Source organism: Spongiactinospora rosea (genome assembly GCF_003315795.1).
In the GTDB taxonomy this organism is placed as follows: domain Bacteria; phylum Actinomycetota; class Actinomycetes; order Streptosporangiales; family Streptosporangiaceae; genus Spongiactinospora; species Spongiactinospora rosea.
The window spans coordinates 121,110-146,318 of record NZ_QMEY01000003.1; the positions used below are offsets into that span (position 1 = coordinate 121,110).

Annotated in this window: 23 protein-coding genes; 20 read left to right on the plus strand and 3 right to left on the minus strand. The window is 65.3% G+C overall.

The genetic code is table 11. The features are described 5' to 3' along the window. The first annotated feature begins 19 nt into the window (after window positions 1-19). Window positions 20-1,075: an amidohydrolase family protein gene (locus tag DP939_RS09270; protein WP_199565058.1), complete on the plus strand. Its 1,056-nt coding sequence runs from the start codon at window positions 20-22 to the stop codon at window positions 1,073-1,075. Between the two features lie 18 nt (window positions 1,076-1,093). Here the strand turns inward: DP939_RS09270 and DP939_RS09275 are convergent, their stop codons facing one another. Next, window positions 1,094-2,026, minus strand: a complete 933-nt coding sequence (locus tag DP939_RS09275; protein ID WP_113980219.1) for a GlxA family transcriptional regulator — start codon at window positions 2,024-2,026, stop codon at window positions 1,094-1,096. A gap of 53 nt (window positions 2,027-2,079) precedes the next feature. Here DP939_RS09275 and DP939_RS09280 point away from each other — a divergent pair, with 53 nt between their 5' ends. The 3 genes from DP939_RS09280 (at window position 2,080) to DP939_RS09290 (ending at window position 5,818) form a co-directional block, all read left to right on the plus strand. Next, complete coding sequence (locus DP939_RS09280) at window positions 2,080-3,297, plus strand: MFS transporter (protein ID WP_225878125.1); 1,218 nt, start codon at window positions 2,080-2,082, stop codon at window positions 3,295-3,297. Beyond that, entirely contained in the window at window positions 3,294-4,877 is a 1,584-nt protein-coding gene (locus DP939_RS09285; protein ID WP_113980220.1) for an amidase, read from the plus strand. The genes DP939_RS09280 and DP939_RS09285 overlap by 4 nt, the downstream gene beginning before the upstream one ends. A 110-nt stretch (window positions 4,878-4,987) precedes the next feature. Next, entirely contained in the window at window positions 4,988-5,818 is an 831-nt protein-coding gene (locus DP939_RS09290; RefSeq protein ID WP_113980221.1) for a metallophosphoesterase family protein, read from the plus strand. A gap of 195 nt (window positions 5,819-6,013) precedes the next feature. On the opposite strand, the gene DP939_RS45370 is transcribed toward DP939_RS09290, so the two are convergent. Further along, the gene (locus DP939_RS45370) at window positions 6,014-6,733 is read right to left on the minus strand and encodes a hypothetical protein (RefSeq protein ID WP_147267932.1); all 720 of its coding nucleotides are present in this window, start codon (window positions 6,731-6,733) and stop codon (window positions 6,014-6,016) included. A gap of 107 nt (window positions 6,734-6,840) precedes the next feature. Here DP939_RS45370 and DP939_RS09295 point away from each other — a divergent pair, with 107 nt between their 5' ends. Next, window positions 6,841-12,345, plus strand: coding sequence for an RHS repeat-associated core domain-containing protein (locus DP939_RS09295; protein ID WP_113980222.1), 5,505 nt, complete (start codon window positions 6,841-6,843; stop codon window positions 12,343-12,345). After that, a complete protein-coding gene (locus tag DP939_RS09300; RefSeq protein ID WP_147267933.1) occupies window positions 12,339-12,911 on the plus strand; it encodes a hypothetical protein in 573 nt (190 codons plus the stop codon). Before DP939_RS09295 ends, DP939_RS09300 begins: the two co-directional genes overlap by 7 nt. Window positions 12,912-13,061: 150 nt before the next feature. On the opposite strand, the gene DP939_RS09305 is transcribed toward DP939_RS09300, so the two are convergent. Beyond that, on the minus strand, window positions 13,062-13,757 hold the full coding sequence (locus DP939_RS09305; protein ID WP_113980224.1) for a hypothetical protein: 696 nt from the start codon (window positions 13,755-13,757) through the stop codon (window positions 13,062-13,064). 105 nt (window positions 13,758-13,862) lie between these two features. Between DP939_RS09305 and DP939_RS09310 the strand changes: the two genes are divergently transcribed. From DP939_RS09310 to DP939_RS09380, 14 genes are all read left to right on the plus strand, one after another. Beyond that, the gene (locus tag DP939_RS09310) at window positions 13,863-14,435 is read left to right on the plus strand and encodes a polymorphic toxin-type HINT domain-containing protein (protein WP_199565059.1); all 573 of its coding nucleotides are present in this window, start codon (window positions 13,863-13,865) and stop codon (window positions 14,433-14,435) included. A 908-nt stretch (window positions 14,436-15,343) separates the two neighbouring features. Next, window positions 15,344-15,670, plus strand: a complete 327-nt coding sequence (locus DP939_RS49270) for an AHH domain-containing protein (protein WP_113980226.1) — start codon at window positions 15,344-15,346, stop codon at window positions 15,668-15,670. 80 nt (window positions 15,671-15,750) lie between these two features. Beyond that, window positions 15,751-16,212 (plus strand): hypothetical protein, encoded by a 462-nt coding sequence (locus tag DP939_RS09320; protein WP_113980227.1) that lies wholly within the window; start codon window positions 15,751-15,753, stop codon window positions 16,210-16,212. A 487-nt stretch (window positions 16,213-16,699) separates the two neighbouring features. After that, on the plus strand, window positions 16,700-17,260 hold the full coding sequence (locus DP939_RS09325) for a hypothetical protein (RefSeq protein WP_113980228.1): 561 nt from the start codon (window positions 16,700-16,702) through the stop codon (window positions 17,258-17,260). Window positions 17,261-17,794: 534 nt separating this feature from the next. Continuing rightward, window positions 17,795-18,412, plus strand: coding sequence for a Hint domain-containing protein (locus DP939_RS09330; protein WP_147267934.1), 618 nt, complete (start codon window positions 17,795-17,797; stop codon window positions 18,410-18,412). A gap of 150 nt (window positions 18,413-18,562) precedes the next feature. Further along, window positions 18,563-18,907 carry a DddA-like double-stranded DNA deaminase toxin gene (locus DP939_RS49275; RefSeq protein ID WP_404828582.1) on the plus strand — a complete coding sequence of 115 codons (345 nt, stop codon included), beginning with the start codon at window positions 18,563-18,565 and terminating at the stop codon, window positions 18,905-18,907. A gap of 100 nt (window positions 18,908-19,007) precedes the next feature. Beyond that, the gene (locus tag DP939_RS49280) at window positions 19,008-19,484 is read left to right on the plus strand and encodes an Imm1 family immunity protein (protein WP_158578520.1); all 477 of its coding nucleotides are present in this window, start codon (window positions 19,008-19,010) and stop codon (window positions 19,482-19,484) included. 562 nt (window positions 19,485-20,046) lie between these two features. Beyond that, window positions 20,047-20,475 carry a hypothetical protein gene (locus tag DP939_RS09350; protein ID WP_113980233.1) on the plus strand — a complete coding sequence of 143 codons (429 nt, stop codon included), beginning with the start codon at window positions 20,047-20,049 and terminating at the stop codon, window positions 20,473-20,475. An 89-nt stretch (window positions 20,476-20,564) separates the two neighbouring features. Then, the gene (locus DP939_RS09355; RefSeq protein ID WP_113980234.1) at window positions 20,565-20,825 is read left to right on the plus strand and encodes a hypothetical protein; all 261 of its coding nucleotides are present in this window, start codon (window positions 20,565-20,567) and stop codon (window positions 20,823-20,825) included. Window positions 20,826-21,409: 584 nt separating this feature from the next. After that, window positions 21,410-22,264, plus strand: coding sequence for a transposase family protein (locus tag DP939_RS09360; RefSeq protein ID WP_113980235.1), 855 nt, complete (start codon window positions 21,410-21,412; stop codon window positions 22,262-22,264). Between the two features lie 30 nt (window positions 22,265-22,294). After that, entirely contained in the window at window positions 22,295-22,771 is a 477-nt protein-coding gene (locus tag DP939_RS09365) for an SUKH-4 family immunity protein (RefSeq protein WP_113980236.1), read from the plus strand. Window positions 22,772-23,447: 676 nt separating this feature from the next. Then, window positions 23,448-23,699 (plus strand): hypothetical protein, encoded by a 252-nt coding sequence (locus tag DP939_RS09370; RefSeq protein ID WP_199565060.1) that lies wholly within the window; start codon window positions 23,448-23,450, stop codon window positions 23,697-23,699. Window positions 23,700-23,852: 153 nt separating this feature from the next. Continuing rightward, window positions 23,853-24,137 (plus strand): hypothetical protein, encoded by a 285-nt coding sequence (locus tag DP939_RS09375; protein WP_113980238.1) that lies wholly within the window; start codon window positions 23,853-23,855, stop codon window positions 24,135-24,137. A gap of 500 nt (window positions 24,138-24,637) precedes the next feature. Beyond that, entirely contained in the window at window positions 24,638-24,859 is a 222-nt protein-coding gene (locus DP939_RS09380) for a hypothetical protein (RefSeq protein WP_113980239.1), read from the plus strand. The last annotated feature ends 350 nt before the right edge of the window (window positions 24,860-25,209 follow it).

The following is a 25,209-nucleotide window of genomic DNA, read 5'->3' on the forward strand; positions in this document are numbered from 1 at the left end:
TTGCCTTCGGGATCAAGGGATGAGCATGCCGTACGATCCGCCGCTTTCCGCCTATCGCCCGATATCGCAGCTCAAGGTCCCCGCCCATGAGGTCGAGCGGGCCGCCCTGCCCGCCGTGGACGCCCACATCCACCTCGGCCGCTGGCTCACCGAGGACGGCGGCTGGATGGTCAAGGACGTCCCCGCCCTGATCGGCATGATGGACGAACTGAACCTGCGCGGCATGGTCAACCTCGACGGCCGCTGGGGCCGGGAACTGGCCGAGAACATCGAGCGCTACGACGCCGCCCACCCCGGCAGGTTCGCCACGTTCTGCCACGTGGACTGGTCGCTGGCCGCCGAGCCCGGCTTCGGCGAGAGGCTGGCCGCCCAGCTTCGGCGTTCGGTGGCCGAGGGCGCGGCCGGGTTGAAGGTCTGGAAGGACGTCGGCCTGCGGGTGCGCGACGACCGCGGCGAGCTGCTGATGCTGGACGACCCGCGGCTGGACCCGCTGTGGGCCGCGGTGGGGGAGTGCGGCGTGCCCATCGCGCTGCACACCGCCGACCCGGTGGCGTTCTTCGAGCCCGCCGACGAGCGCAACGAACGGCTCGAACAGCTCACCGCCCGCCCCGACTGGAACTTCTCCGGCCCCGAGTTCCCGCCCTTCCAGCGGCTGATGGACGCGATGGAGGCGATGATCGCCAAGCACCCGGCGACCACCGTGATCGGCGTCCACGCGGGCTGCTGGCCCGAGAACCTGGCCTTCGCCGGCCGCCTGCTGGACGCCTACCCCAACTTCCACATCGACATCGCCGCCCGGATCGCCGAGCTGGGCCGCCAGCCGCGCACGGCCCGCGCGCTGATGCTGCGCCATCCGGACCGCGTGCTGTTCGGCACCGACGAGATCCCGCCCCACCGCGCGGTCTACCGCGTCCACTTCCGGTTCATGGAGACCGACGACGAGGCGTTCGCCCACTCGCTGGACGACCCGCCGCAGATGGGCCGCTGGACGATCTCCGGCCTGCACCTGCCCGCCGAGGTCCTGCGGCAGGTCTACGCCGGCAACGCCCTGCGGCTCGTACCGAGGCTCGCCTGACCCGCCCCGCCGTACGGCTCAGCGGAACGAGCGCCGGTAGGACGCGGGCGTGGTGTGCAGCGCGGTGCGGAAACGACGGCGGAGGTTGACCGCGGAGGACAGTCCGACCCGCCGGGCGATGGTCTCCACCGGCAGGTCGGACTCCTCCAGCAGGGCGCGGGTGGCGGCCAGGCGGCGTTCGAGCAGCCAGCGGGCCGGCGGGACGCCGAGCTGTTCGGCGAACTGCCGGGTCAGCGTACGCACGGACATGCCGCTCCTGGCGGCCATGTCCTCCACGGTGATGGGCGCGGAGAGGTTGGCGAGCAGCCATTCCAGCAGCGGGGCCAGCGAGGCGGGCATGGGGCCGGTGGTGGGCAGCGGCGGGTACTGCCGCTGGCAGCCCTCCCGGTGCGGCCCGGCGGCGAGCTGGCGGCCGATCCGCATGGCGTGCGCGGCCCCGAACTCCCGCAGCACCTGGTGCAGGCACAGGTCGATGGTCGCGGCGGAGGCGCCCGCGGTGGCGACGTCGCCGTGGTCGATGTAGATGACCGTGTCGTCCAGGTGGATGCCCGGGAAGCCGGCGGCGACCTCGGCCGACAGCTCCCAGTGCACGGAGGCGCGGCGGCCGTCGAGCAGCCCCAGGGTGGCGGGCACGAAGATGCCCGCGCACACCGCGACGATGCGCCCGCCCCGGGCGTGGACATCGCGCACGGCGTCCAGTACGGCCGGCGTCGGCTTGACCGACCAGCTCGCGATGATCGCGGTGTCGGCGTCGGCGAGGGCCGCGAGCCCGTGTTCCACCTGCATGGGAACGCCCAGCGTGGTGGTGAGGGTGCCGGGGTGCTCCGTGCAGAGCCGGAAGTCGTAGTGCTGCGGGATGTCCGGGCCGTGGTAGCCGAAGACCGCGGCGGCGGAGGTGACCGGGTACAGCTCCTGGTTCGGCCCGACGAGTGCCACTACGCGGTGGGTCATGGCGCGAATGTACCTGATGATGTCATCTGGGACACCTGTCACCATCGACGGAGATGTCCAAGATTGAGCGCGTGACATCGCTGTGGACCAGGAACTTCACCTTCTACTTCGGCGCACGGGCGATCTCGCTTCTCGGTGACGCCCTCATGCCGGTCGCCTCCGCCCTCGCCGTCGGGCACCTCTACGGCATAGCCGGAGTCGGCTATGTCCTGGCCGCCCTGACCACCCCGTTCGTCCTGTTCATTCTGTTCGGCGGGGTTTTCGCCGACCGCATCGGGGCCCGCACCATGATGATCGGCGCGGACGTCGTCCGCGTCATCACCCAGGGCGTCGTGGCCGTCGCCTTCTTCACCGGCGACCCGCCGCTGCCCCTGCTGCTGGCCATGTCCTTCCTCGCGGGCGCCGCCGCGGCCATGTTCCAGCCCGGCGTGAACGGCATGGTTCCCCAGGTCGCCAAGGACCCGCAGCGGGCCAACGCGACGCTCAAGTTCGCCGACGCGGTGACCCAGCTCGCCGGGCCCGCGCTGGCCGGGGTGCTCATGGCGGTCACCGGACCGGGCTTCGTCTACACCCTGGACGCGGCGACGTTCCTGGTCAGCGGCGTGTGCCTGGCGCTGGTCCGGCTGCCCGCAATGCCCCGCGCGACGAGCAGCAGGGTGCTGTCGGACCTGCGGCGCGGCTGGGAGGAGTTTCGCGCACGCACCTGGATGTGGTCGGTGATCCTGGTCTGGGTCTTCTGGGGCGTGCTCGTCGTCGGGCCGTACGTGCCGCTGTCGTCGCAGATCATCGGCGCGGACTACGGGTGGGTGATGGCGGCGCTGGGCCTCGGTACGGTGCTCGGCGGGACGCTCGCGCTCAGGTTCCGCCCGGTCAGGCCGCTCGCGGCGGGCGCGATGGCCCTGGCCGGGTACGCGCCCATGCCGCTGATGGTGGCGCTCGGCGCGCCGCTGCCGGTGCTGATGCTGGCACACGTCGGCGGCGGGTGCGCCTGGGCGTTCTGGTCGGTGATGTGGTCCACCAGCGTGCAGACGCAGGTCGCGCCGGACGTGCTCAACCGCGTCACGGCCTACGAGGTGGCGGGCTCGGTGGCCGGCATGGCGGTCGGGCAGGCCCTCGCCGGGCCGGTCACCACGCTGATCGAGCCCCGCGACTTCATGACGGGTTCGGCGGTCGTGGCGATCGGCGTGGTGTCCGCGCTGCTCCTGATCGCCCCGGTACGACGACTGCGCCGTGCCGGCCTGAACGACGCCGAACTACGCTCGACATCATGAATCTCACGAACCACGTGCGGTTACTCGCGGTGCTCGCGCTGGCCACCGGGTTATCGGTGGCCGCGCCGGCGCAGGCCCAGACCCCGGGCCCCCGCCCCACCGACACCCGCCTGCGCGGTCTGGACCTCGACCGCGCCACCGTCCTGGACATGGGGCGGGCCATGGACAAGGGCCGCTTCGACTCCGTCGCGCTCACCCGGTTCTACCTGGACCGCATCCGCGCGGTGGACCCCCTGCTGAACGCCGTCGTGCAGACCAACCCCGACGCGCTGAAGGAGGCCGAGCGGAGCGACCGGGCCCGGCGCGGCGGTGCGCGCGGAGCCCTGCTCGGCATCCCGGTCCTGCTGAAGGACAACATCGACACCGCCGGCCGGCTCCGTACCACCGCCGGTTCGCTGGCGCTGGCCGGTTCCCGCCCGGCCCGGGACGCCGTGCTGGTCCAGAAGCTGCGCGCGGCCGGCGCGGTGATCCTCGGCAAGGCCAACCTGTCGGAGTGGGCCAACTTCCGCGCGAGCCCGTCCTCCAGCGGGTGGAGCGCCGTCGGCGGCCAGACCGCCAACCCGCACGTCCTGGACCGCAATCCGTGCGGCTCCAGCAGCGGCTCGGCGGTGGCCGTCGCCGCGAGCCTGGCCGCGGTCACCATCGGCACCGAGACCGATGGCTCGGTCGTCTGCCCCGCGGGCATCAACGGCGTGGTCGGCATCAAGCCCACGGTCGGCCTGGTCAGCGGCGCGGGTGTGGTACCGATCTCCGCGCAGCAGGACACCGCGGGGCCGATCACCAGGAACGTGACCGACGCCGCCGCCGTGCTCTCGGTCATCCAGAACGGCGGCCGCGACCACCTCGCCGCCCTGGACCGCGACGCGCTGGCGGGCAAGCGCATCGGCGTCTGGCGTTCGGCCGCCGGGGACGAGCCCGAGGTACTGGCCACCCTGGACGCCGCCGTCGCCGCCCTGCGGGCCCGCGGCGCCACCGTGATCGACGACATCGAGCCGCCGCACCTGGACCAGGTGGCCGAGGCGGAGTTCCCGGCCCTGCTGACCGAGTTCAAGCACGACCTGAACGCCTACCTGGCCGCGACGCCCGGCAGGCACCCCCGCGACCTGGGCGAGCTGATCGAGTTCAACAAGCGGCACGCCGACACCGAGCTGCGGTACTTCGGGCAGGAACTGTTCGAGCAGGCGCAGGCGACCACCGGCGACCTGAACGACCCCGAGTACCGCGCGTTCCGCGACAAGGCGACCACCCTGGCCCGGCAGGCGATCGACTCCGTGGTGAGCGAACACCGGCTCGACGCCGTGCTCGCCCCCACCAACAACGCCGCCTGGGTCACCGACCTGAAGCGCGGCGACGACTTCACCGGCTTCGTGGCCACCTCGCTGCCGTCGGCGGTGTCCGGCTACCCGGCGATCACCGTGCCCGGCGGATACGCCAGGGACGTCCTGCCGCTCGGCGTGACGTTCTTCGCGGGACGGCTCTCCGAGTCCGCGCTGATCTCCCTCGGGTACGCCTTCGAGCAGGCCACCAAGGTCCGCAAACCGCCCTCCTACCTGCGCACCCTGCCCCCGAAGGCGCGGTAGCGACCTGCCCGGCGGCCTCTCCGGTGGCCGCCGGGCCCCCTTACTGATCGCCGGGGTCGTAAGATGGGGCCTGGACGTGCCGGGGGTCTCGACGTTGGTGAGGACGGCCATTGCCGAACGGGTCTTTAGTCGCCATCAGCGACCTGCACGTGGGCTACGAGCGCAACAAGGCCGTCGTCGAGGGCATCCGCCCCGCCTCGCCGGACGACTGGCTGCTCCTCGCCGGTGACGTCGCCGAGCTGCTCGACGACTTCACCTGGGCGCTCACCCTGCTCCGCGACCGCTTCGCCAAGGTCGTGTGGGCCCCGGGCAACCACGAGCTGTGGACACACCCTGCCGACCGCTCGCCGCTGCGCGGCGTGGCGCGCTACGAGCACCTGGTGGAGATCTGCCGCTCGCTCGACGTGGTGACGCCGGAGGACCCCTACCCGATCTGGGACGGCGCGGGCGGCCCGGCCGTGATCGCGCCGCTGTTCGTGCTGTACGACTACACCTTCCGCCCCGAAGGCGCCGACACCACGGAGGCGGCCCTGGAAAGGGCCTACGAGGCCGGCGTGGTGTGCAGCGACGAGATGCTGCTGCACCCCGACCCGTATCCGTCGCGCGCGGCGTGGTGCGCCGCCCGGCTGAAGGAGACCGAACGGCGGCTGGAAGAGCGCCCGGACGGCCTGCCGACCGTGCTGGTCAACCACTATCCGCTGGTACGCGAGCCGACGCGCATTCTGCGTTATCCGGAGTTCGCGCTGTGGTGCGGCACGACCGGCACCGCCGATTGGCACCTGCGTTTCCAGGCGGCCACCGTCGTTTATGGCCACCTGCACATTCCGCGCACCACCTGGCACGACGGCGTGCGTTTCGAAGAGGTCTCCCTCGGTTATCCCCGTGAATGGGCCCCGCGCCCCACCGTCCCCGGTACCTTGCGGACCATCCTGCCGAATTGATCCGGCGACGGCTATTTCGTATGAACCCCCTGTGTTCCCTGGCCGGCGGCACCGCTGACCGGGACCGCCTGCCGAGCATACGTTAGAGCCGCACGCGACGCCATTATTTCTCCGCACCTTCCCATGCGCGCATAAGGGGTGACGGAGGGTCGCTTGGCAGATTACGGGTTGCCACATAGGGCGACGGCTGATTCCCTACACGTTTGTACGCGACTGGACGTCAATCACCATTCCACCCTCCCTGGAGGTTTGACCATTGGTCGCCGGACGTCGTATCAAACGTGCCCGAATTTCGATTCCCTTATGTGTGTTGACGCTGCTGACGCCGTTCTTCGCGCCCGCGGACGCCGCCCTCGCGCGGGCCGCGCCGCCCGTGCCCCAGGTACGGCAGGGCGGCGCTCCAGCGGCCCGTCCGATGCCGGCGGAGGTCCGGCCGGACACCGCCGTTGACCCCGCCAAGCGTCCCCCGGTCGTGCCCTCGGGGGCCAAGGCCGGCGGCGAGCCCGTCGAGCTGGGCGAACGGAAGTTCGCCGCCCTGGCCGAGCGCGCGGACGCCGCCACCGCCAAGGCCGCCGCCGCCGCGTCCGCGCGGCTCAAGGGCCGCCCCGCGACGACCGGCCCGCCCGCCGCCAGAGTGGAGGACGGCTTCACCGGTCTGTCGCTGCGCCCCGGGTTCGTGCTGGGTGACACCTCGCTGGTGCTGTACTTCGGCTCCGGCCGGCTCGATCCGGCCTGGACGGGCGCGCGGATGCGGCTGTACGAGTCCGGCTCGCAGACCGAGCAGGCGTCCACGCTGGTCACCCGCGAGGACCTGACCGCCACCACGCTGTCCTGCGGCGGGGCCGGGGAGTTCTGCCGGTCGTTCGGATCCGCCGACGGGTGGACGCTGACGACCGGTAAGGAGTACTTCGTCACGGTCGCGGCGGTCTACGACGACGGCCGGGAGGTCGTCTCGCCGCCGTCCGACATCTCCGTCCCCCCGCCAGACGATCGACCCGCCGCCGGTCCCCAACGAGCAGGCCATGGGCTGCGGCTGCGGCAACGCTCTGGCGCTCACCTCGGCCGGGCAGGCGTCCCGGGGGCTCGGGGTGAACACCGGCACCGGCGCGTACGTGCGCACCGAGACCGACTTCGCGATGGCGTCGTTCGGGCCGCAGTTCGCCACCTCCCGGACGTACAGCTCGATGAACCGGGGGGCGAGCCTGTACGGACTGGGCTGGGCCTGGTCCTACGACATGCGGGTCACCGAGGGCGAGGGCGGCGTGGCCGTCGTACGGGCCGAGGACGGCGCGCAGGCCCGGTACACGCCGCTGGCCGACGGGAAGTACAAGCGCCCCGCCGGCGTGCGGTCCAACCTGCGCAAGACCGGCGACGGGTGGACGCTCACCACGCCGCGCCAGGTCCGGTACGGCTTCGACGCCGCAGGCCGGCTGACCTCGGTGCGCAACGCCCGCGACGTCGGGGTGACGCTGGCCTATGCGGGCCTGGGCGTGATCATCACTGACGCCTCCGGGCGGAAGGTGGAGGTGCGCGTCGAGGGCGGGCTGATCCGGGAGATCCGGCTGCCCGACGGCCGCAACGTCAACTACTTCTACACCGGCAACCTGCTCACCTCGGTGCTGGACGCCCGCGGCTTCACCTGGAAGTACACCTACCATGCCAACGGGCTGCTGCATCAGGTGATCGACCCGCACCGGGTCGCCATCGTCACCAACGCCTACAGCGAGGACGGCCGGATCACCGAGCAGCGCGACGGCCTGGGCAAGGCCACCACCTTCACGTGGGACGCGGCCAAGCACGAGGCCAAGACCACCGACGCCGACGGCGTGGTGGTCTGGGACGGGTACCGGGGCAACACGCTGGTCTACTCCCAGCGCGGCACCGGCGACTCCGACAACCACCGCTATGACAGGGACCTGAACCGGGACCTGGTGGTCAACGGCAAGCAGCATCAGCACGAAGCGATCTTCGACGCCAACGGCAACCGGATCCAGACCAACGCGCCCCGGCCGCTGGGCTACTCCGAGAAGACCACGTTCGACGAGCGCAACAACCCGACTCAGCACACCGACGCCAACGGCAAGGTGTGGAAGGACACCTACAACGAGTACAACGAGCTGGTCCGCAGCGTGGACCCCGAGGGCCACGACATCACGCACGAGTACGACTCGCGCGGCCTGCGGACCTCCACCACCGACCAGCGCGGCAAGGTCACCCGCTTCGAGTACCTGCCGCAGGGCGGCCCGAACGCGGGCCTGATCAACGCCTCCGTCTCCCCGGAGGGGCGGCGCGCGGAGGTCGCGTACGACCTCACCGGACGGCGCGTCGCGTCGATCGACCCGCGCGGCACGGTGCCCGGCGGTGACCGCGCGGCGTACACCACCCGGTACGCCTACGACGCCCAGGACCGGCTGACCGGCACACAGCAGCCCGGCAAGAACAACGCCTGGCGCAGCGGTTTCGACGAGACCGGCCGCCTGGTGCGCAGCCAGACCCCGCTGGGCCAGACCACGAACTACACCTATTACGCCAATGGCCTGCTTTCCAAGGTCGATGACGAGCGGCGGACGTCGGTCCACACCTACACCGACGCCGGCCGGGACGCCACATCCCAGGTGTTGCTGCGCACCCGCGCGCCGATCGTCACCTCCTACACCTACAACGCCAAGGGCCTGCTGAAGACGGTCACCTCGCCACGCGGCAACGAGCCGGGCGCGGACAAGGCCGACTTCACCACGACCTACTTCTACGACGCCAACGACAACCCGATCCGGACCCGCCACCCCTACCCCGGCGGCGGGTTCACCGACCGGGACATCAAGGCCGACCCGCTGGACCGCACGTCCAGCAAGATAGACGAGCTGAACAAGGAATCGACGTTCGGCCGGGACAACAACGGCCAGGTCACCAACACCACCGACAACCTCGGCCGCACCACCCGGATGGCGTACGACGACGCCGGGCGGCAGACCGAGGTCACCGACGCGGCCGGCAAGACCACCAAGACCGTGTACGACCCGGCGGGCAACCCGATCAAGGAGGCCAACGCGGTCGGGGGCGTCACCACCTGGAAGTACGACGACGACGGGCTGCTGGTCGCGGTGACCGAGCCCCGCGGCAACGTCGAGGGCGCCGACCCGGGCAAGTACACCACCCGGTACGAGTACGACCGGGCCGGTCAGCAGACCAAGGTCATCGACCCGCTGGGCAACATCACGACGGCGACGTACGACGCGTCCGGCCGGGTGGTCGCGATCACCGACCCGAAGAACCACACCACGCACCAGACGTTCAGCGAGGACGACCAGCTCCGCACGGTGCACACCCCGGAGACGCCGTACAGCCCGTACGACCCGGAGGCGCGGTCCACCGTCTACACCTACAGCATTGACGGCCTGCTGGAATCGGTCCGCGACCCGCTGGGCCGCTACACCCGGATGACGTACGACGACGCCGGGCGGCTGATCACCAAGGCCGATCCGCTGTCGCGGCGGGTCGAGGTCACCTACGACGCCGAGAGCAACCCGCTCACCGCGATCACCATCAACGGCCCGGAGTGGCTGCCGCCGGAGGAGCGCGCCAGGCGTACGGTCACCAGCACCTATGACATCCTGAGCCGCCGCACCAAGACCACCCTCGGCTCGCAGGGCCCGGTCCACACCTTCGGTTATGACGCCAAGGACCGCGTCACCGCCTACGGCGACCCGACCGGCGTACGTGAGGTCGGGTACGACGATGAAGACCAGATCAAGACCGTCACTCGCAAGACCGCCGGGCTGGCGGACCAGACCTTCCGCTACGCCTGCGACGAGCGCGGCAACATCACCTCGCGTACATACCCGGACGGCACGAAGATCTCCGCCGAGTACGACGCCGACAGCCGGCTCACCGCGCAGAGCGTCGCGGGCGGGGTCGCCGGAGGCACGTCCGAGTGGACGTTCGGGTACGACGTGTCGGGCCGCCGTACCTCCACCACGCTGCCCACCGGCGGCCTGACCGAAAAACGCGCCTACGACGAGTCCGGCCGCCTGACCTCCATCGCCACCGCCAACGGCGACGCCGACCCGGTCTCGGCCTTCGACCTGACCCTCGACCAGGTCGGCAACCCCACCAAGGTCGTCACCCGGCGCGGCGACCGTACCGAGAACGTGTCCTACGCCTACGACAGCGTGGACCGGGTCACCTCGGCCTGCTACTCGGCCACCTCATGCGCCACCGGCTCGCAGATGGCCGGGCGGATCGACTACACGTACGACCTGATGGGCAACCGCCTGTCACAGAAGCGCACCGGGACGGCCGGAAACGACACCACCACCTACACCTACGACGTCGCCGACCAGCTCTTACGCGAGAGCGTCGCCAAGCCCGGCAGCACGATCTCCAAGAACTACACCTACGACGTCAACGGCAACCAGATCATGGCGGGCTCGGACAGGTTCACCTACAACCTGGACAACACCCTGGCCACCGCCAAGGTCGGCAACAACACCACCAGCTTCACCTACGACGCCACCGGCCTGCGCCTGTCCGCCGCCACCACCGTGGCCACCACGACGGGGGCGGGGACCCAGACCAGCGTCGCGGCGGCCGGTACCCAGCGCTGGGCCTGGGACGTCAACGGAACCCTGCCGCAGATCGCGCTGGACACCACCACCAACGCCTCCGGCGCGGTCGTGGAGAGCCGTGGCTTCACCTACGGCCCGGATGACGAGCCGCTGGCGTTGCTGACCGGCGGGGGCGCGCACGCCTACACCCACGACTGGCTGGGCGGCGTCGCCAACATGCTCTCTCCGACCGGCGAGGTCGAGGCCGGTTACGACTACGACCCCTTCGGCAACCCCCGCACCGGCACCACCCTCACCCCGGCCACAGCCGGCAAACCCGGAGCCCCCGAAACCACCAAGTCAGCGGAGGCGGCACCGGACAACCCCCTCAAGTACACCGGCGCCTACCAGGACGACACCACCGGCAACGGCAATTACTACTTACGCGATCGCAACTACAACCCGGGCACCGGCCGCTTCACCAGCGTCGACCCGATGCCCACCGGCAACAGTGCCACCTCGTCCTACACCTACGCCTCCAACAACCCGCTGGTGTTCACCGACCCCACCGGCATGCGCGACGACAACGGCCCCACCACCAACGGCGACACCGCCCCCGGCCAGGAGGCCGACCCCGGCCCCAGCCCGGAGGACGTGGCCAAGGCCCAGCAGCTCCAGAACAAGAGCCTGCTGGACGTGGTCCTTGAGGCGGGCGGCCAGATCCTGATGGAGATCCTGGGGGTCAACGACGTCCTGAGCTGCCTCAAGGGCGACCTCGGCGCGTGCGTATCGATGATCGTCGGCGCGCTGCCCTGGGGCAAGATCTTCAAGGCCCCGAAGATCATCGAGGCCATCTGGAAGGCCGGCAAGGCCGTCATCACCTACTTCCAGCAGATCAAGTGGGCGAGGGCCATCCTCCGAGGAGCCCAGAAGGCAGCCGAGGCCGCCAAGGCCGCCGCCGCCAAAGCCGCCCGCGAGGCCGCCACCAAACGCGCCGCCGCCAAGGCCGCCGCCGACGCCCTCGCCAAGAAACTCGTCGCCGAAGCCGCCGCGAAAGCCAAGGCCATGGCCGCCAAGGCCAAGGCCAAGACCAAACCCAAGGCCCCCGACCCCAAGTCCCGCGGCACCAAGGCCGACACCTGCCCCAACAGCTTCGCCACCGGCACCCTCGTCCTCCTCGCCAACGGCACGGCCAAGCCCATCGAAGACGTCACCCTCGGCGAACAGGTCCTCGCCACCGACCCCGAAACCGGCGAAACATCGGCCAAACCGGTCGTCCGCCTGATCGAGGGCGAGGGCAAGAAGAACCTGGTCCGCATCACGGTGGACACCGACGGCGAGCAGGGCACCGCCACCAGCGACCTGATCGCCACCGACGGCCACCCCATCTGGGTCCAGAGCGAACACAAGTGGCTCAAGGCCGACCAGCTCAAACCCGGCATGTGGCTCCGCACCAGCGCCGGCACGTACGTCCAGATCACCGCGATCAAGACCTCGACCGCCAAACAACGCGTCCACAACTTCACCATCGCCGACACCCACACCTACTACGCCCTCGCAGGCACCACCCCGCTCCTCGTCCACAACTGCGATCTCTCCGATCGGGCCGCCGAAATCCACGCGGCCGAGCCGGATCAGTACATTCGCGACAGAGTAAGTACAATATCTGTAGTCAGGGCGGATACTCCATATGGCCCGGTCGACGTCGTAGCCGGCAACGGATCGGGTCTGACGCCTGCTCAAATGTCCGCCGTCGGTAGGCACGAGGTCGTCGCAGACAACATCCTAGACACTCATGCAGAACAGAACGCCCTTCTCTTCATCAACAAGATGGGTTGGACACCCATTGCGGGAGGCTCATCGCGCAATGTGTGTCGGCGTGTATGCGCGCCGCTCATCCGGGGGACCGGCGGTAAGATGATGGGCCCCATATATCCCGGGAGCGGTGTGTCCACAACCCGGCAGAGGAGTTTTGAGTGGTAGTGAGTGAAAAGGTTGCACTGGCCATTCGCGGACAGTCGCGGCCCCAGGTTTCAACCTTCGTGGCCGGCTGTGCAGAGAGGATGGTGCAGATCTTCACCGGCCTGCGCGAGGGCGACCCTGCGCGGAACGACGACCTCGATCTCGTCGTCCAGCTCATGACGGATCTTTGGGATTCGCAGATTCCTGCGAGAGCGTTTCGGAAACATGCGGCATCTCTGGAGGGCTTTCAGGAGCTTGAGCCGTCAGAGGAGCCGGCCACCAAAACCGCGGAGATCTTCTCCTTCTACTCGGTGCTTGTGCTGCGTTACGCGGCTCTCTACCGAGCGGGTGCGGGCGCCGAGGAAGCACTCCGATGCGCACACTCATGTCTGACCGCGATGGGACAGTTGGACCAGAATCTGCCGACGGCTGACTTCTTTTCCCAGGAGGCCGACTCACAGGTGCGTTCTGCTCCATGGCCTGCTCTAGACGAATCCGGCTCGCAGGCTCTCTCGCAGCTCAGAGAAACGGACAGAGTTGCTGGTCGAGAGCGCCTTGCTGCCGTCCGCAGAGTAATACTACGCTGATATATGAGCTGATCCAGGAGTGCGGGAGAACTCGCTCTGGATATCCGCCAAGGTACGGGCACCTCCTGGAAGCCAAGGCTGCGGGGTTTCAGGCGGCTGGACGGCACTGTATTCCGGTCCGACCCCTATATCGGTAACGCAAACTGATAATCACGAAGCAGTCGGGCCTGCGTCCTGCGGGCCCGACTTGCCGATCAGTCGAAGCATCATCTCGTTTTTATGTGTTCGCCAATGGGCTTCGGATATTTCTGTCAGGCGGGATAGGGTTTCAACTTGTGATGCGGCTACGGCCACAAACCAGCCTGATCCGGAGTCAGGCCTCGCGATCTCCGCGAGCATGGCGCCATCTGTGAAGGTCCGGTAGCCTGGCTCCGGCCAGTTCCAGGCACCGAACGCGATCTCTTCCATTGGGGAGAGGATTTCACTCAATATTTCGCTGGAAATATCGAAGGCCCACATTCTGGGCGAGGTGCCGTGGAGGGCTTCTCTTACGGTATTGTGGATCAGAAATACCGTGAGCTGCTCCGGATTTCTCTTCAAGGGGTCGTACTGCTCGGCATCGAAAACGGCGTCCGGGTCATTTGGGTCGATGCACCAGCACCAGTCGGCCGTTGTATCCATCATAAAGACGGCCTTGCCGTCATCACCGATGCGAATGTCCTCTGGCCAGACCATCCATGTTGTGTGCGTGAGCTCCCTATCCCATTGCTTGGATAGGATATGCCAATCTTTGAGCGGCTCTGGGAGCCAATCGCAGGAGGCCGGAAGAGGCGCCGCGCTTATGCTGGGGGCGCCGTGCCAGGTAACCAGGAAGTCGGTCAGCTCAATGCTCTGGGGCTCGATCACCCGGTCATTCTCTCAGGAAGGCTTGGAGCTGGGGGCGGCTCTATGAAGTAGGTGCCGTACTGTTCGGCGGCACCGGCTCGATCACCGCATGCTGTGGCGCCGCGAGTGCAAGTTCAGGTGACCGCTCGATGGCAACGAGCTGTTCTGCTGCCTCGCGCTCCTGTACGCAAGTCGCTCGTCGATGCTCCCACTTTCGAAGCTCGAGCACTGCATGCGGAGAGTACGCGATGTCGGCAGGAACCTCGTCCGATCACGGTCGACATCGACGGGGAGAAGGGCACCGCCACCAGCGACCTGGTCGCCACCGATGGTCACCCCACCTGGGTGCAGAGCGAACACAAGTGGCTCAAGGCCGACCAGCTCAAGCCCGGCATGTGGCTGCGCACCAGCGTCGGCACCTACGTCCAGATCACCACGATCAGGGCGTCGACCGCCAAACAACGCGTCCACAACTTCACCATCGCCGACACTCATACGTACTACGTGTTGGCAGGGGCCACTCCAGTCCTCGTCCACAACTGTGGCGGGACGGCAGTCACGAACGGCAAGACGCACTCGACGAAATGCACCTGCGCGGATGGCGGTAACCCGCGCATTCCACCGAATCCTCATGGGCGTAATGGGGGACCGCGCCATCAGGCGGTCATTGCTCAGGTAGAGCAAGATCTGCGGGATTAGGGTTTTAAACCGAGCAGGAGGCGTCGTTCCCCACTCCCGGCGGGTTCAAATCCATACGCGCAGCCGACGTTGCCGCATATGATGATGACGGTAGACTCGTTTCCATCCACCAGGTTGGGCTGCAGACACGGGGCGGGATACCAGTAATGCGTGAGACGGAGGCCATGTCGGACATCTGGAGTGTGCTCTCGGACGGGGTCGCCATCGTGTTTCACCCGTACGGAACCAGGTAATCTGATGCGAGGTAGGCAGCGCAAGATATATCTTCATCCGGATGACCTTCCGGCAGTATACGCATACGTGCAGGACGAATTGGCTGCACTCGTACTGCAGGACCGGGCGGGCGATCCAAATGGATTTCAGGTGGCGGACGTGAAAGAGGGCGGATCGCATAGAGTGATCTGCCTTCGCTCGCAGGCCGGCGACCTTCGGCCGATCTGCATCGCAGCACGCGGCGAGTGGATTCTGACCGCCCATGCGAATCCAGTCGTCGAGTGGTGGATTCCGAAAATAGATAGTGGCTTCCTCCATCCCGGCCGGTTCTATTATCTGCCCGCTACGTCACTCCCGGAATCCGGCGACTCTAGATGGTCGAATGAATTCATCGTAATGGTGAACCGGCTATTCGGATGGGTCCGCTCGTGGGCAGTCGGTTATGAAGTCGAATGGGGTATCGAGAGGGTCGGCCCTGTGATGGCAGAGTCACTGCGTAGCGGCGAGATCTCTCTTCGGAGAGGCCCGCCTGGGTCAAGACTATAAAGCTGCGTTTCACAGTATGGGCATGCGCCAGATGTAAAGGCCGGGCGCGCTCTCGATGCGTGTGAAACGCCGCTGATGGCCCTTACTGGGGGCCCCTGTGGAAAGCAGGGCAGCCTCGCTGGGTAATATGCGGCGAGGCTGCCGCAATTATGGGCAGGCTCAATGCTGGCTCGCCAGAGCCGAGCACGCCTCACAGTCCGCACCACATCATGGTTGGGAACTTGCTGAAGGCGGTCTCTATAAAGACCGTACTGGGCAAGTTCGGCACTGGCGTCAATGATGCGGAGAATGGTGGGTGGCTGCCCCTTAGTAGCAGATCACCCAATCCGACAGGTGCCTCGGTACACTCAAGAATCCACACAAATGACTACTACGACTATGTAAACGATCTTATGGGTGAGGCACGTACCCAGCAAGAGGCTTTTGACATAATAGGTCACGTCAGGAAGCAGCTACAGGGCGGATACTGGCCCTAAGTCGAACAGCGCCCGCCTGCCAGGCTTGAGGGCTTGGCGGGCGGGGACCTTCCTGGCTCAGGGTATAGCGAAAGGTGCCCATGTCCCACAAGTGGCCGGTTGAGTCGGCTCTGGACCTCGCCACGGCGCTCCTCGGCGAGGCCCCCCTGGCCGACTTTCATCCTTCCGGGCTGATCGCCCTGGTGCGCCGCTTTTCAGAGATCGAGTTCGATGTGCCGAATCTACCTGATGTGGACGGTTATCTCCTTCAGTATGGAAAGGTAGGCTGGTTCTCCGAGCCGACCTTTGTGCTGAGCTTGGCTCGCCAGCTCGAGCTTGTCGGCCCTGCTGGGGAACATGACGCCTATATTCAAGTGCAATTTGAGCTTAGGCTCCCGCTGGTTGACGATCTAAAGGCCGTCGGCAGCTACTCTGAGTGGTGGTTTCCAGGGGATGAAAAGCTCTTTGATGTATGGCTAGAGTCGATAGGTCGAGCGCCGATTATGGGCATTCTTGCCGATAAGGTTCCGCGTGAGCTTGAGATTTGGCAGGACCAGGTTTGACGGCTCTCGGAAGTTAAGCGGGAATGGCACGGTTTCGGCTCCCTCGTGTGGTTGCGCAGCGTGACCGGAGGCGTTGGTTAGCCGGGTTGCGGAAGCTGTAGGCGCAGCGGGCTTCGAGCTTGACGACCCGGTTGGTGCCCTCGCTCTTGGACAGCTTCCGCGCAGAGAAGGCGGACGACGGCTGTCGTATCAGCAGTTGACGACGATGGAAAACTGGTGAACTCGTATCTGCCGGCGGTCGAGGGCTGAGTCGGCAGCAGAAGGATATGGTAGAGGCAGCGGGTGACCATATCGCTCCCTCGCTGGGGTTCCGTTTTCACGCCGAGTTGAACGCACTGGCCTTCATACAGGCTCGGGGATGGACTCCCATAGCCGGAGGGGCTTCTCGAAACGTATGCTTCCGCTGTGGTAGTGGTCTGGGGAGTTCAGGAGCGACGCTGTTCGGAGGAACATTCCCAGGCCGCGGGACTGGAATGAGGTTGTTCAGGTGGTGACCTTCAGCCGCGCGGGTTTGGCGGATCGACTAGCCGATCTCGACGCAGGGGCGCTGATCGTCTTCGCGGCATCATGTGTCCAGAGGAGGGTGTCGGCTGCTCAGGCACTTGCCACTCACGGGCGCTCCGAAGACCTGGAAGCGTTAGAGACGCTGCTGAGCGACCTCTGGAGCGCGCCTTTCACACGCTGGGCCTCCCCTGGCCGGTGGGAGCAGGCGAACGACTTCGAGGAAATACATGCGGATGAGGAGGCGGAGGGAGCCCTCGCCTTCTCAGAAGACGCCGTTGTGGCGCTGTGGTACGCGATTCAGTACGTCTCCAGCGGCGATTGCGCATCCATCCTAGAGTGCGCGGCCCGCTGCTACGACTGTGCGGGATTCGTGGACGACGCGTGCGGTGATACGTATGCGTTCGCCGCCGCGGAGGCGCGAATGCAACTCGAGGATCTTTCTCTTCTCGCATCGCACCCCGTCGATCCGGAACTGGTTTCCACGCTCAAGGAGCGCTCGGTGCAGGAAAGTGAACGGATCGGTGCGCAGCTCCAACAGGTGTGAAGGCACACGCTCGTCAATACGAAGCCGAGCAGATACGACCTTCGCTGCTCGCGGACAGACAAGCTCGTGAGCGCAGCGGGCCTCGACCAATCCGCTCGGCATACCGCGCAACGCTCAACTAGGTGAATGGAGCATCACGTAACCACGTCAAGCCCTTCCAGATGTGTTGCTGAAAGGCGACCCTCGGGGAGGGCAACCGCACACCCGCCCCCGTCGGCGAGCGTTCTGCCCGCCATGTACGGCTGGGGACCGGTCACGCGGGTGTAGCCGAATACTGTGCGTGCGGCTCCAGGTCGTCCCAGAAGGGATAGACGGCGTAGGTTGGGCTCAGCGGCTCCAGCAGGGGTTGTCGAACACCACACGGCCGTCTACGAGGCGAAGCCCACAGTGGTCACCCACATCCGATACCTGGACTCCGTAGAGTCGCACTGGGAACGGCAGCGCCACCTCCTGCCCACCACGGGCGTGACGGCGAGCGGGTCGGTCATCTACGTGGCCTAGTAACCGATCGCATCACGTACCGCCGGCTCGGCCATGCGAATTTCGCATCCCATGGCCCCAACGGCTCCCGAGGCCGCCACGGCAGCCGCCAAAGCCGCCCGCGAGGCCGCCACCAAACGCGCCGCCGCCAAGGCCGCCGCCGACGCCCTGGCCAAAAAACTCGTCGCCGAAGCCGCCGCGAAAGCCAAGGCCATGGCCGCCAAGGCCAAGGCCAAGACCAAACCCAAGGCCCCCGACCCCAAATCCCGCGGCACGAACGGTGGCGACCGCGCGAAGCGCAGCAGTTGCGCGAACAGCTTCGCCGTCGGCACGCCGATACTTCTGGCGAATGGTACCGCCAAGCCGATCGAAAAGGTCGATCTTGGGGAAAGGGTGATGGTCACCGACCCCGAAACCGGCCAGACCGCAACCAAGCCCGTCGTCCGCCAGATCGCCGGCGAGGGCGAAAAGAACCTCATCACTCTCACCATCGACACCGACGGGGACAGGGGCACCGCCACCGGCGAACTGGTCGCCACCGACGGCCACCCCATCTGGGTGCAGGGCGAACGCGCATGGCTTAACGCCGACCAGCTCAAAACCGGAATGTGGCTGCGCACCAGCGCTGGCACCTACGTCCAGATCACCGAAATCGGGACATCGACCACCTAGCAACGCGTCCACAACTTCACCATCGCCGACACCCACACCTACCACGTCCTGGCAGGCACCACCCCAGTCCTCGTCCACAACTGCGATATTGAGGGTATCGCCGATGGGCTTCCGGCGCGCGGGGCGCATGACCCTACAGTCGGACAAGTCGTGAATGTCACCGATGCGGGAGCTAGCAGAGTTGGAGCGCCGTTCAGGAGCGGCTCCGCCTCATTTTCGGATGACAATAGATTCGCGAGACATAGCGAATCCGCGGAGTGGGCCGCATCCATCGATCACCCATGTGGAGACCAAGCTTGCTTGGCGTATGCGGCAGCTCGGCCTGACGTCAGCGGACGTTGTGATCAACCATTCGGCCCATGCAGAGGAAGGCACTCGTGCTCAATGGCCGTTGGGGCTATCCTTCCCCAAGGTTCGAGCATGACAGTCTGGTTCAAAGGTACGGCAGGTATCACACAGAGCGTCACGCTCCATGGCAGGGCGGGGCCTGGGTGATCAAAGGTAGTGGGATTCCATGTTTCTGAGCGTACTTTTCCAAGGTGAGTGGCACTACGGTGAGAGTCCGGGCGAAACGTCACGGCTTATCGCCGCAGCCATGGCGAGCCTGCGAGGGGAGGAAGAGGGGGTGGGCTCCTACTTTCCAGGAGATGACGCATGGTTCTATCTCGCTGACCGGCGGATCACTGACGCAGAGCCGGCGGTGGCGAGTAACCTTCACGTGGCGCTGAATCGGCGCTATGGCTACGGGGCTCTGATCTGGTTCGTCGACGAGCAGTTCCCTAAAGCGGGAGGTGTATATGATTCCGTCTGGGTGTCCGACAACCCCGAGCCGGTCGATTTCGACCCGCGCATTGTGTCGGATCCCGGATATCCGCTCTTTCATGACCCCGCTAGCGCCATACCGGCTTCCCAAGTTCAGGAGGCAGTAGAGGGATTCTGTCGGGCGTATTCGGGAGACAGGCCTCAGTGTGTTGGCTGGGTTGCCGGTCACGTGAATGGGCAACGTCTCGACCGGCCACCTATAACGGGAGCCGTAGAGGATCCGGACATCGACTGGGGCAGCCTCCTTTAGGTTGTTTCCCGCCATGTATCGGAGAGGTCACAACCTACGCGGGGCAGCCATGTTGATCTGAGGCTGCAAAAAGGTACTGCAAAGGCTAGTAGAAGCCCATGTCAAAGCCTATTTGACAAGGGCTTCCCCAATTTGAGTATGGATATAGAAGCCTTGTGTTGTTCTATGCTTCGGGGACGAGGTCCAGAGGGTAGCCAGCCATTCCAATCTTTCGAAAGTGCTGGTGTGACTAAGATAGGCCGTCAGTCGTCGATCCATTACCGCTCGCATTGCAGACGAAATCGGCAGAAGAGTTGGTATAAATTCGGTTCGGGGGCGACGTCCTTCCTAACAAAGATCTAGCTACTTGAATGCTTTCAGGGAAGAAAAAGGTAACGTGCTCTGGCGAATTCTCGCACGACCGACGATGAGGCCTGGACGTCCCATACGCAGTCGCCCCGGCCCTCATCCACAATTACGATGAGGCTGGGCTCGGGGCTGCCGAGCGAGTGATCACTTTTAGCGCCCTGGCGAAGTCGCCGGTGTCCCAACTGCGGAGGAGGGCGGATGGCTTCTCGATGACATGCGGCTGCGCACCAGCGTCGGCACACACGTCCAGCTCGCCGCGATCAGGGTGTCGACCGCCAAACAACGCGTCCACAACTTCACCATCGCCGACACCCACACCTACCACGTCATTGCAGACACCGCCCCGCTCCTCGTCCACAACTGCGACGGCGACATTCATTGGGTCAACGAGAACGCAAATATGAGCTCGGCGGCGCGAGCTTATGATGCAGGTGCAGGGGGTTCCAGGGGCGGCGGGGCTCCGACGCTACAGTACTATAAGGCTAGCGGGACGACTCTGTCTCAGATCAAATTCGATGGGCTTGACCAGGTCAACGGTGTGATGATCGATCGAAAACTGAGCGTCACAACCTTCAACAAGACATACCGGCAGGCTAGGAATCAATCTCTAGCGCTTGAGCAGAACGGTTACACAGGTCGGTAGGAGGTTCCAACAGCGGCCGAGGCCGCGCGGGCCAGGAAGGTTCTCGGTGACTTTCTGATCACCAATATTCAAATGAGGGTTGTACCCTGATGGACGTCAACAAGATCCTGGCGAGCGCATTCGTGAGCGTTGTCGTCTCGATCGACTTGACAGACGACGACGACATCGACCCAGATATCGCCACGGACATTCTCGAACCTGCTGCTGCTCTTTTCCGCGATCTATCGGGAGAGGGGCGGCGTGAAGTCACCTCCTTGATTCTCGGGTGTGCCGAGCTGGAAGAGAATCCGGAGCGAAGGCGAGCAATTCTGGCGCTACCCGAAGCTATCGATCTTCTCGATGTAGACTGATTTAGGGGCGCCCTGCTGGGATCATGCGAACGCCGTGTAGGTCTCCCTGTAAACAGCCTAGGGAGACCTACACATCGTTTGAAAGGCATGTTGCTACTCGAAGCAGCCTTGGTGGAATGGGGCTCAACCTTCCAAGAGGGCGAAATGAGTTTACCGTCAGATGTTCCCCTGCCGTGCGCCACATCTCGCCATCGCCGCGACGTGCGGTGGGTCTGGATTTCGGCCTGGGGATACTGGACTACCTTGGGATTCACGCGCTCGAATGGAACGACTGCTCATCTAGTAAAATCCACGATGGGCAAGCCGCACAGCCTGGCTGGCCGGTTACCCCCTTGTCTCTCAAGCGACACCGAGGACAGGCCGGCGATCTGCTGAAGAGGCGCTCAAGGAGATTTACCGGGCAGAGCAGCACCCGAAGAGTACGCTGAGCTGCCCAAGACATTGAGCTGTTGTCAGTAACTGCTCGTCGCCCTGTGTAGTACCTGGCCGCCCCCAGCATGTCGCAGCCCGATGATCGACATGCGTAAAGCCCCTGATAGAAGTGGTCTTGACTAGAGATCAACTTCATAAATCAGAGGCTTCACGTGCCCACCAGTGTCACATACTCGGCGACCCTCGACGTACGCCGGCAGACCGTGCTGTTCCTGTCCGCCCTGCTGCACGCCGAACGCCGCCGCCGGGGCACCCGGCGAGGCCGCCGCGCGCTCGGCTGCTTCACCCAGGCCGTTCTCATCCTGCGCTGGTTCTGCGACGGCACCCGCATCCGCCAACTGGCAGCCGATCACCGAATCGGCGGCACAACCGCCTACCGCTACCTGCACGAAGGCATCGACGTCCTCGCCGCGCACGCCCCGGACCTGCGCCAAGCCCTCAACGCCGCCCAGCAGGCGGGCCTGACGCACATCAACCTCGACGGCATCCTCATCGCCACCGACCGTGTCGCCACCCCCGGCCCCAACGGCGCCGACCTGTGGTGGTCCGGAAAGCACAAGCACCACGGTGGCAACATTCAGATCATCTCCGCTCCCGACGGCCGGCCCTTGTGGGTCTCTGACGTACGGCCCGGCCGCGAGCACGACATGACCTGCGCCCGCCATCACGGCATCGTCACCGCCCTGGCCGTCGTCCGCGCCGACCTGCCGACTCTGGCCGACCTGGGTTACGAAGGCGCCGCCGACGTCATCCACGTCCCGATCAAGAAGAAGGCCGGCCGGCGCAAGCTGAGCGACGATGAGCACACCTACAACAAGCTTCTGCGCGGCCTACGCGGAGTCGGTGAACGCGCCAACGCCCTGCTCACCGTCACCTTCAAGGCCCTGCGCCGGGTCAGTCTCGACCTCTGGCGGATCGGAAAGATCATCCAGGCGGCCTTGGTCCTCCTCTACCGCGAGCACGAATGGACCATGTCGCCATCACACGATGTGATCTTCAGTTACTGACAACAACTCATTGGCTCGCGAATAGGTGTCATGAAAAATCATCATTATTCGGTCGATTGTGTGGAACCCGTGCAAGACGATGTGGCTCGCGCATTCCTCGTCAAGGTCGGGCTACCGGCTCGGTCCGGCATCTTCGCGGCTACCGAGGCCGAGCGCGGGGACGTGGTCGGCGGAAGGAATGTTCTGCGGCTCGGCTACGGGACTGAGGGCGAGGGCTTCTACTACGTGGACTGCCACGATGGCGCGGTGCTCTATGTAGAGGAATATGAATCCACTGAATATCATGTGAATGCTTCGCCGCGACACTTCTCGGAGTGCCTGACGGTCTACGCGGCGAGGACATCGGACGCCACGCCAGAGACGGGTCCGGAAGAACTGGAAGTGTTGGCGGCCGCCCTCAGGACGGAGATTGAGCGGATCGACGCTTCCTCCCTGGCCGACGACCCCGGCTTCTGGCGTTCTCTGCTGTTCGATGTGGCGAACGGGGACTATCGGCATGGGACATGAGGCGCACGGTTCGCTGCTGAGCGGCTTTCACTGATGCTCACTCCCGCTTCGCCAGACAGCCACCCGCGCTCCAGGGCATGGACGGACCCCTCGGGCGTCCATCTGAGTGTTCCGCCGGCCGAGAGGGCAGGAGGTCGGACGAGTCACCCGCGAAGAGATCGCCCTCGTTTTCGATGCATGCTATCGATCGCGACGCTGCATCGCACTCCATCGATCCGGTACTGGTTTCCGCGTCCAACGACCGCAGGCCTTGACCAATTCGCGCAGGCGACCACTTCCATGTCCTCGTACATGGGCCTGTCCGAGGCCGCGCGGACGGCTAGGGTGTAGAGCGAACACAAGTGGCTCAAGGCCTCGACTGCCATCAAAGGGGCCGAATCACCACTCACGCCCCAACGTTGCCACGAAGATTACGTCTGCGAATGGAGAACATGACCGCTTCACCTATGCGGAAGATACGCGTAGCGGAGCAATGACCTCGCAGACGGCCAGGGTCCTAGCAGACTCAATGCACCATGGCGGATGAGGGGAACTTGGCTGTGCCACTAGGTCGAGAATGCGGGCATCCCGCTGGAGGTGGCGGTAGAGAGAACTCGTTTCCAATGGAAAATCATGGCGAGCTGATCGCGCCATGCCCTGCCTGCCAACGGTCCTTGCGCCTGACCGGTGGACGTGGGTGAATCTCGTGCCCGTTTCTCCAGAGTTGCGCGCCGCGCTGGAAAGCTTGAGAAAAGTGCGGTCCGAAAAGCCCGGCGGTGAGCGCGACACCGAATCCTTTGCCGCATGGCGAGAAAGTATCGCGGAAGCACTGGATGCACTGGCCGGCGTTCTTGGCTATCCGGAAGATCGTCAGAGGGCTACCGCCGAGGCGGCCGCTGCTCGTGCTGAATCAGAAAGAATCCGTGCTGCACTGGATCAGCGGGGTTGATCGGGAACCCCGCACTGATCTATCTGCTCCGGCAGCATCTACTGCATCCTGGTGGTGTCGGCGGCTACGCAGAGTGGGCTATTCCGAACGGCGCCCCGTACAATAGGAGGTGAGTCGGCGATCTCGATCACGTTCACCCATCGAGACGGGGGTATGGAAGACGGCACCGAAGCCGCTATTCTGTCGCTCGTCGCCGAGCTCGATGGGCCCATTGATGATGAGCACCCGGATGTGGCGGTCACGGACGATGGATCCTCCTGGAGCATCTCAGCCTTCCAGGACGGGGCCTTGGTGCTTGAGAAGCTCGATGACAGCGACATCGCGCCTCGTCACATGAGGAACATTTCACGCGCAGAGATGGTTCGCGCAATGGCCATGCTAGCGCAGGGTAACGTGGCCGATCTGCAGCAATTGGATTGGCTTCCTGGTTATCAGTGACCAGCACAGGAGGCCCCAGTCGGCACCTTTATGCCGACTGGGGCTTCAGCGGATCTCGGTGAAGTCCAGACGAAACAAACCTTCCCCTGCCAGGGGTACAACGCGGCGGTCACGGAGGCCGGGGGACGGAGTTGGGGCTGAACCTTTCGCTGGCTGGACGGTCAAGGTGTTGGAAGGCCGCGTCGGAGTGGCCGGGTCGATGCTCAGGGCGTCGATGATGGGCATCACGATTTGCTGGAATTGGTGGGGATGGAGATGTGGGATCGCATGGCGGTGATGAACTGGGGGGCGGCCCGCTGCTATAGACGACTGGCTTTACGCAGGACTTCAGGGGCGCGGACTGAACTGACCGCCGCCGGTCACATCAGAACTCAAGTAACAGACCAAGTCGGCAAAAGGGTCGAGCATATATTCGACGCTACGGCGATGCCTTCTCTCAAGTTGATCTACCGTCATACCTGGTGATCGGCTGATGATCCGCCCGAAACGGAGTACGTCAAATGCCGAGCCTCGATTGGTATGAAGCGGTCATGCCGGAAATCCGCGCGCGCGTGGAAAAGCTCCTCAAGGTTATTGAACTCGTCCGGGCGACGCACCAGGGGCGACCGATCGAGGACGTGCGCAGAGCCATTGCGGAAGCTCTCGACGCTGAAGGGATCATAGTGCCGGATGGGGTTACCGAAGATGTCGCCCGTCGCATTTCGGAGGAGGAAAAGCAGTGAGGTTCGACGCTTGACGGCCAGTGTGGCGACTGGCCGCACCCGGCACAACTGATTACCTCATCAACACGGCGCTACTGGTTATAGGCCAGCGAGGCAGGCTGGAGCCCTCGCCCTGGAGTTTCATGGCGAGGGCTTTGCTTCTGCCGCGAACTTGGCTTGCGCTCGCCCGGAGAAGAATCTGTATTGGCCGGGCCAGAGCCCCGTCTTGGTTCACAACTGTGACTTTGCATCAGGCGTCGCTGGTGAGTACAACAAGCACGTTCTTGGGCATGATGATCAAGGTAAACCCACCCGTCAGCCAGATATGCCAGGATACGATACGGATGATGGGTTTGAAAGGTACGTCGCGG

Bases quoted from the DNA above. Each gene is read 5' to 3' on its own strand.
- DP939_RS09275 (WP_113980219.1), bottom strand. From the start codon at position 2,026: ATGACCCACCGCGTAGTGGCACTCGTCGGGCCGAACCAGGAGCTGTAC.
- DP939_RS09285 (WP_113980220.1), top strand. From the start codon at position 3,294: ATGAATCTCACGAACCACGTGCGGTTACTCGCGGTGCTCGCGCTGGCC.
- DP939_RS09350 (WP_113980233.1), top strand. From the start codon at position 20,047: ATGCGGCTGCGCACCAGCGTCGGCACACACGTCCAGCTCGCCGCGATC.
- DP939_RS09380 (WP_113980239.1), top strand. From the start codon at position 24,638: ATGCCGAGCCTCGATTGGTATGAAGCGGTCATGCCGGAAATCCGCGCG.
- DP939_RS09375 (WP_113980238.1), top strand. From the start codon at position 23,853: ATGGAAGACGGCACCGAAGCCGCTATTCTGTCGCTCGTCGCCGAGCTC.
- DP939_RS09270 (WP_199565058.1), top strand. From the start codon at position 20: ATGAGCATGCCGTACGATCCGCCGCTTTCCGCCTATCGCCCGATATCG.
- DP939_RS09365 (WP_113980236.1), top strand. From the start codon at position 22,295: ATGAAAAATCATCATTATTCGGTCGATTGTGTGGAACCCGTGCAAGAC.
- DP939_RS09280 (WP_225878125.1), top strand. From the start codon at position 2,080: ATGTCCAAGATTGAGCGCGTGACATCGCTGTGGACCAGGAACTTCACC.
- DP939_RS09320 (WP_113980227.1), top strand. From the start codon at position 15,751: ATGTCCCACAAGTGGCCGGTTGAGTCGGCTCTGGACCTCGCCACGGCG.
- DP939_RS49270 (WP_113980226.1), top strand. From the start codon at position 15,344: ATGGGCAGGCTCAATGCTGGCTCGCCAGAGCCGAGCACGCCTCACAGT.
- DP939_RS09295 (WP_113980222.1), top strand. From the start codon at position 6,841: ATGGGCTGCGGCTGCGGCAACGCTCTGGCGCTCACCTCGGCCGGGCAG.
- DP939_RS09330 (WP_147267934.1), top strand. From the start codon at position 17,795: ATGCGAATTTCGCATCCCATGGCCCCAACGGCTCCCGAGGCCGCCACG.
- DP939_RS49280 (WP_158578520.1), top strand. From the start codon at position 19,008: ATGGCGAGCCTGCGAGGGGAGGAAGAGGGGGTGGGCTCCTACTTTCCA.
- DP939_RS09355 (WP_113980234.1), top strand. From the start codon at position 20,565: ATGGACGTCAACAAGATCCTGGCGAGCGCATTCGTGAGCGTTGTCGTC.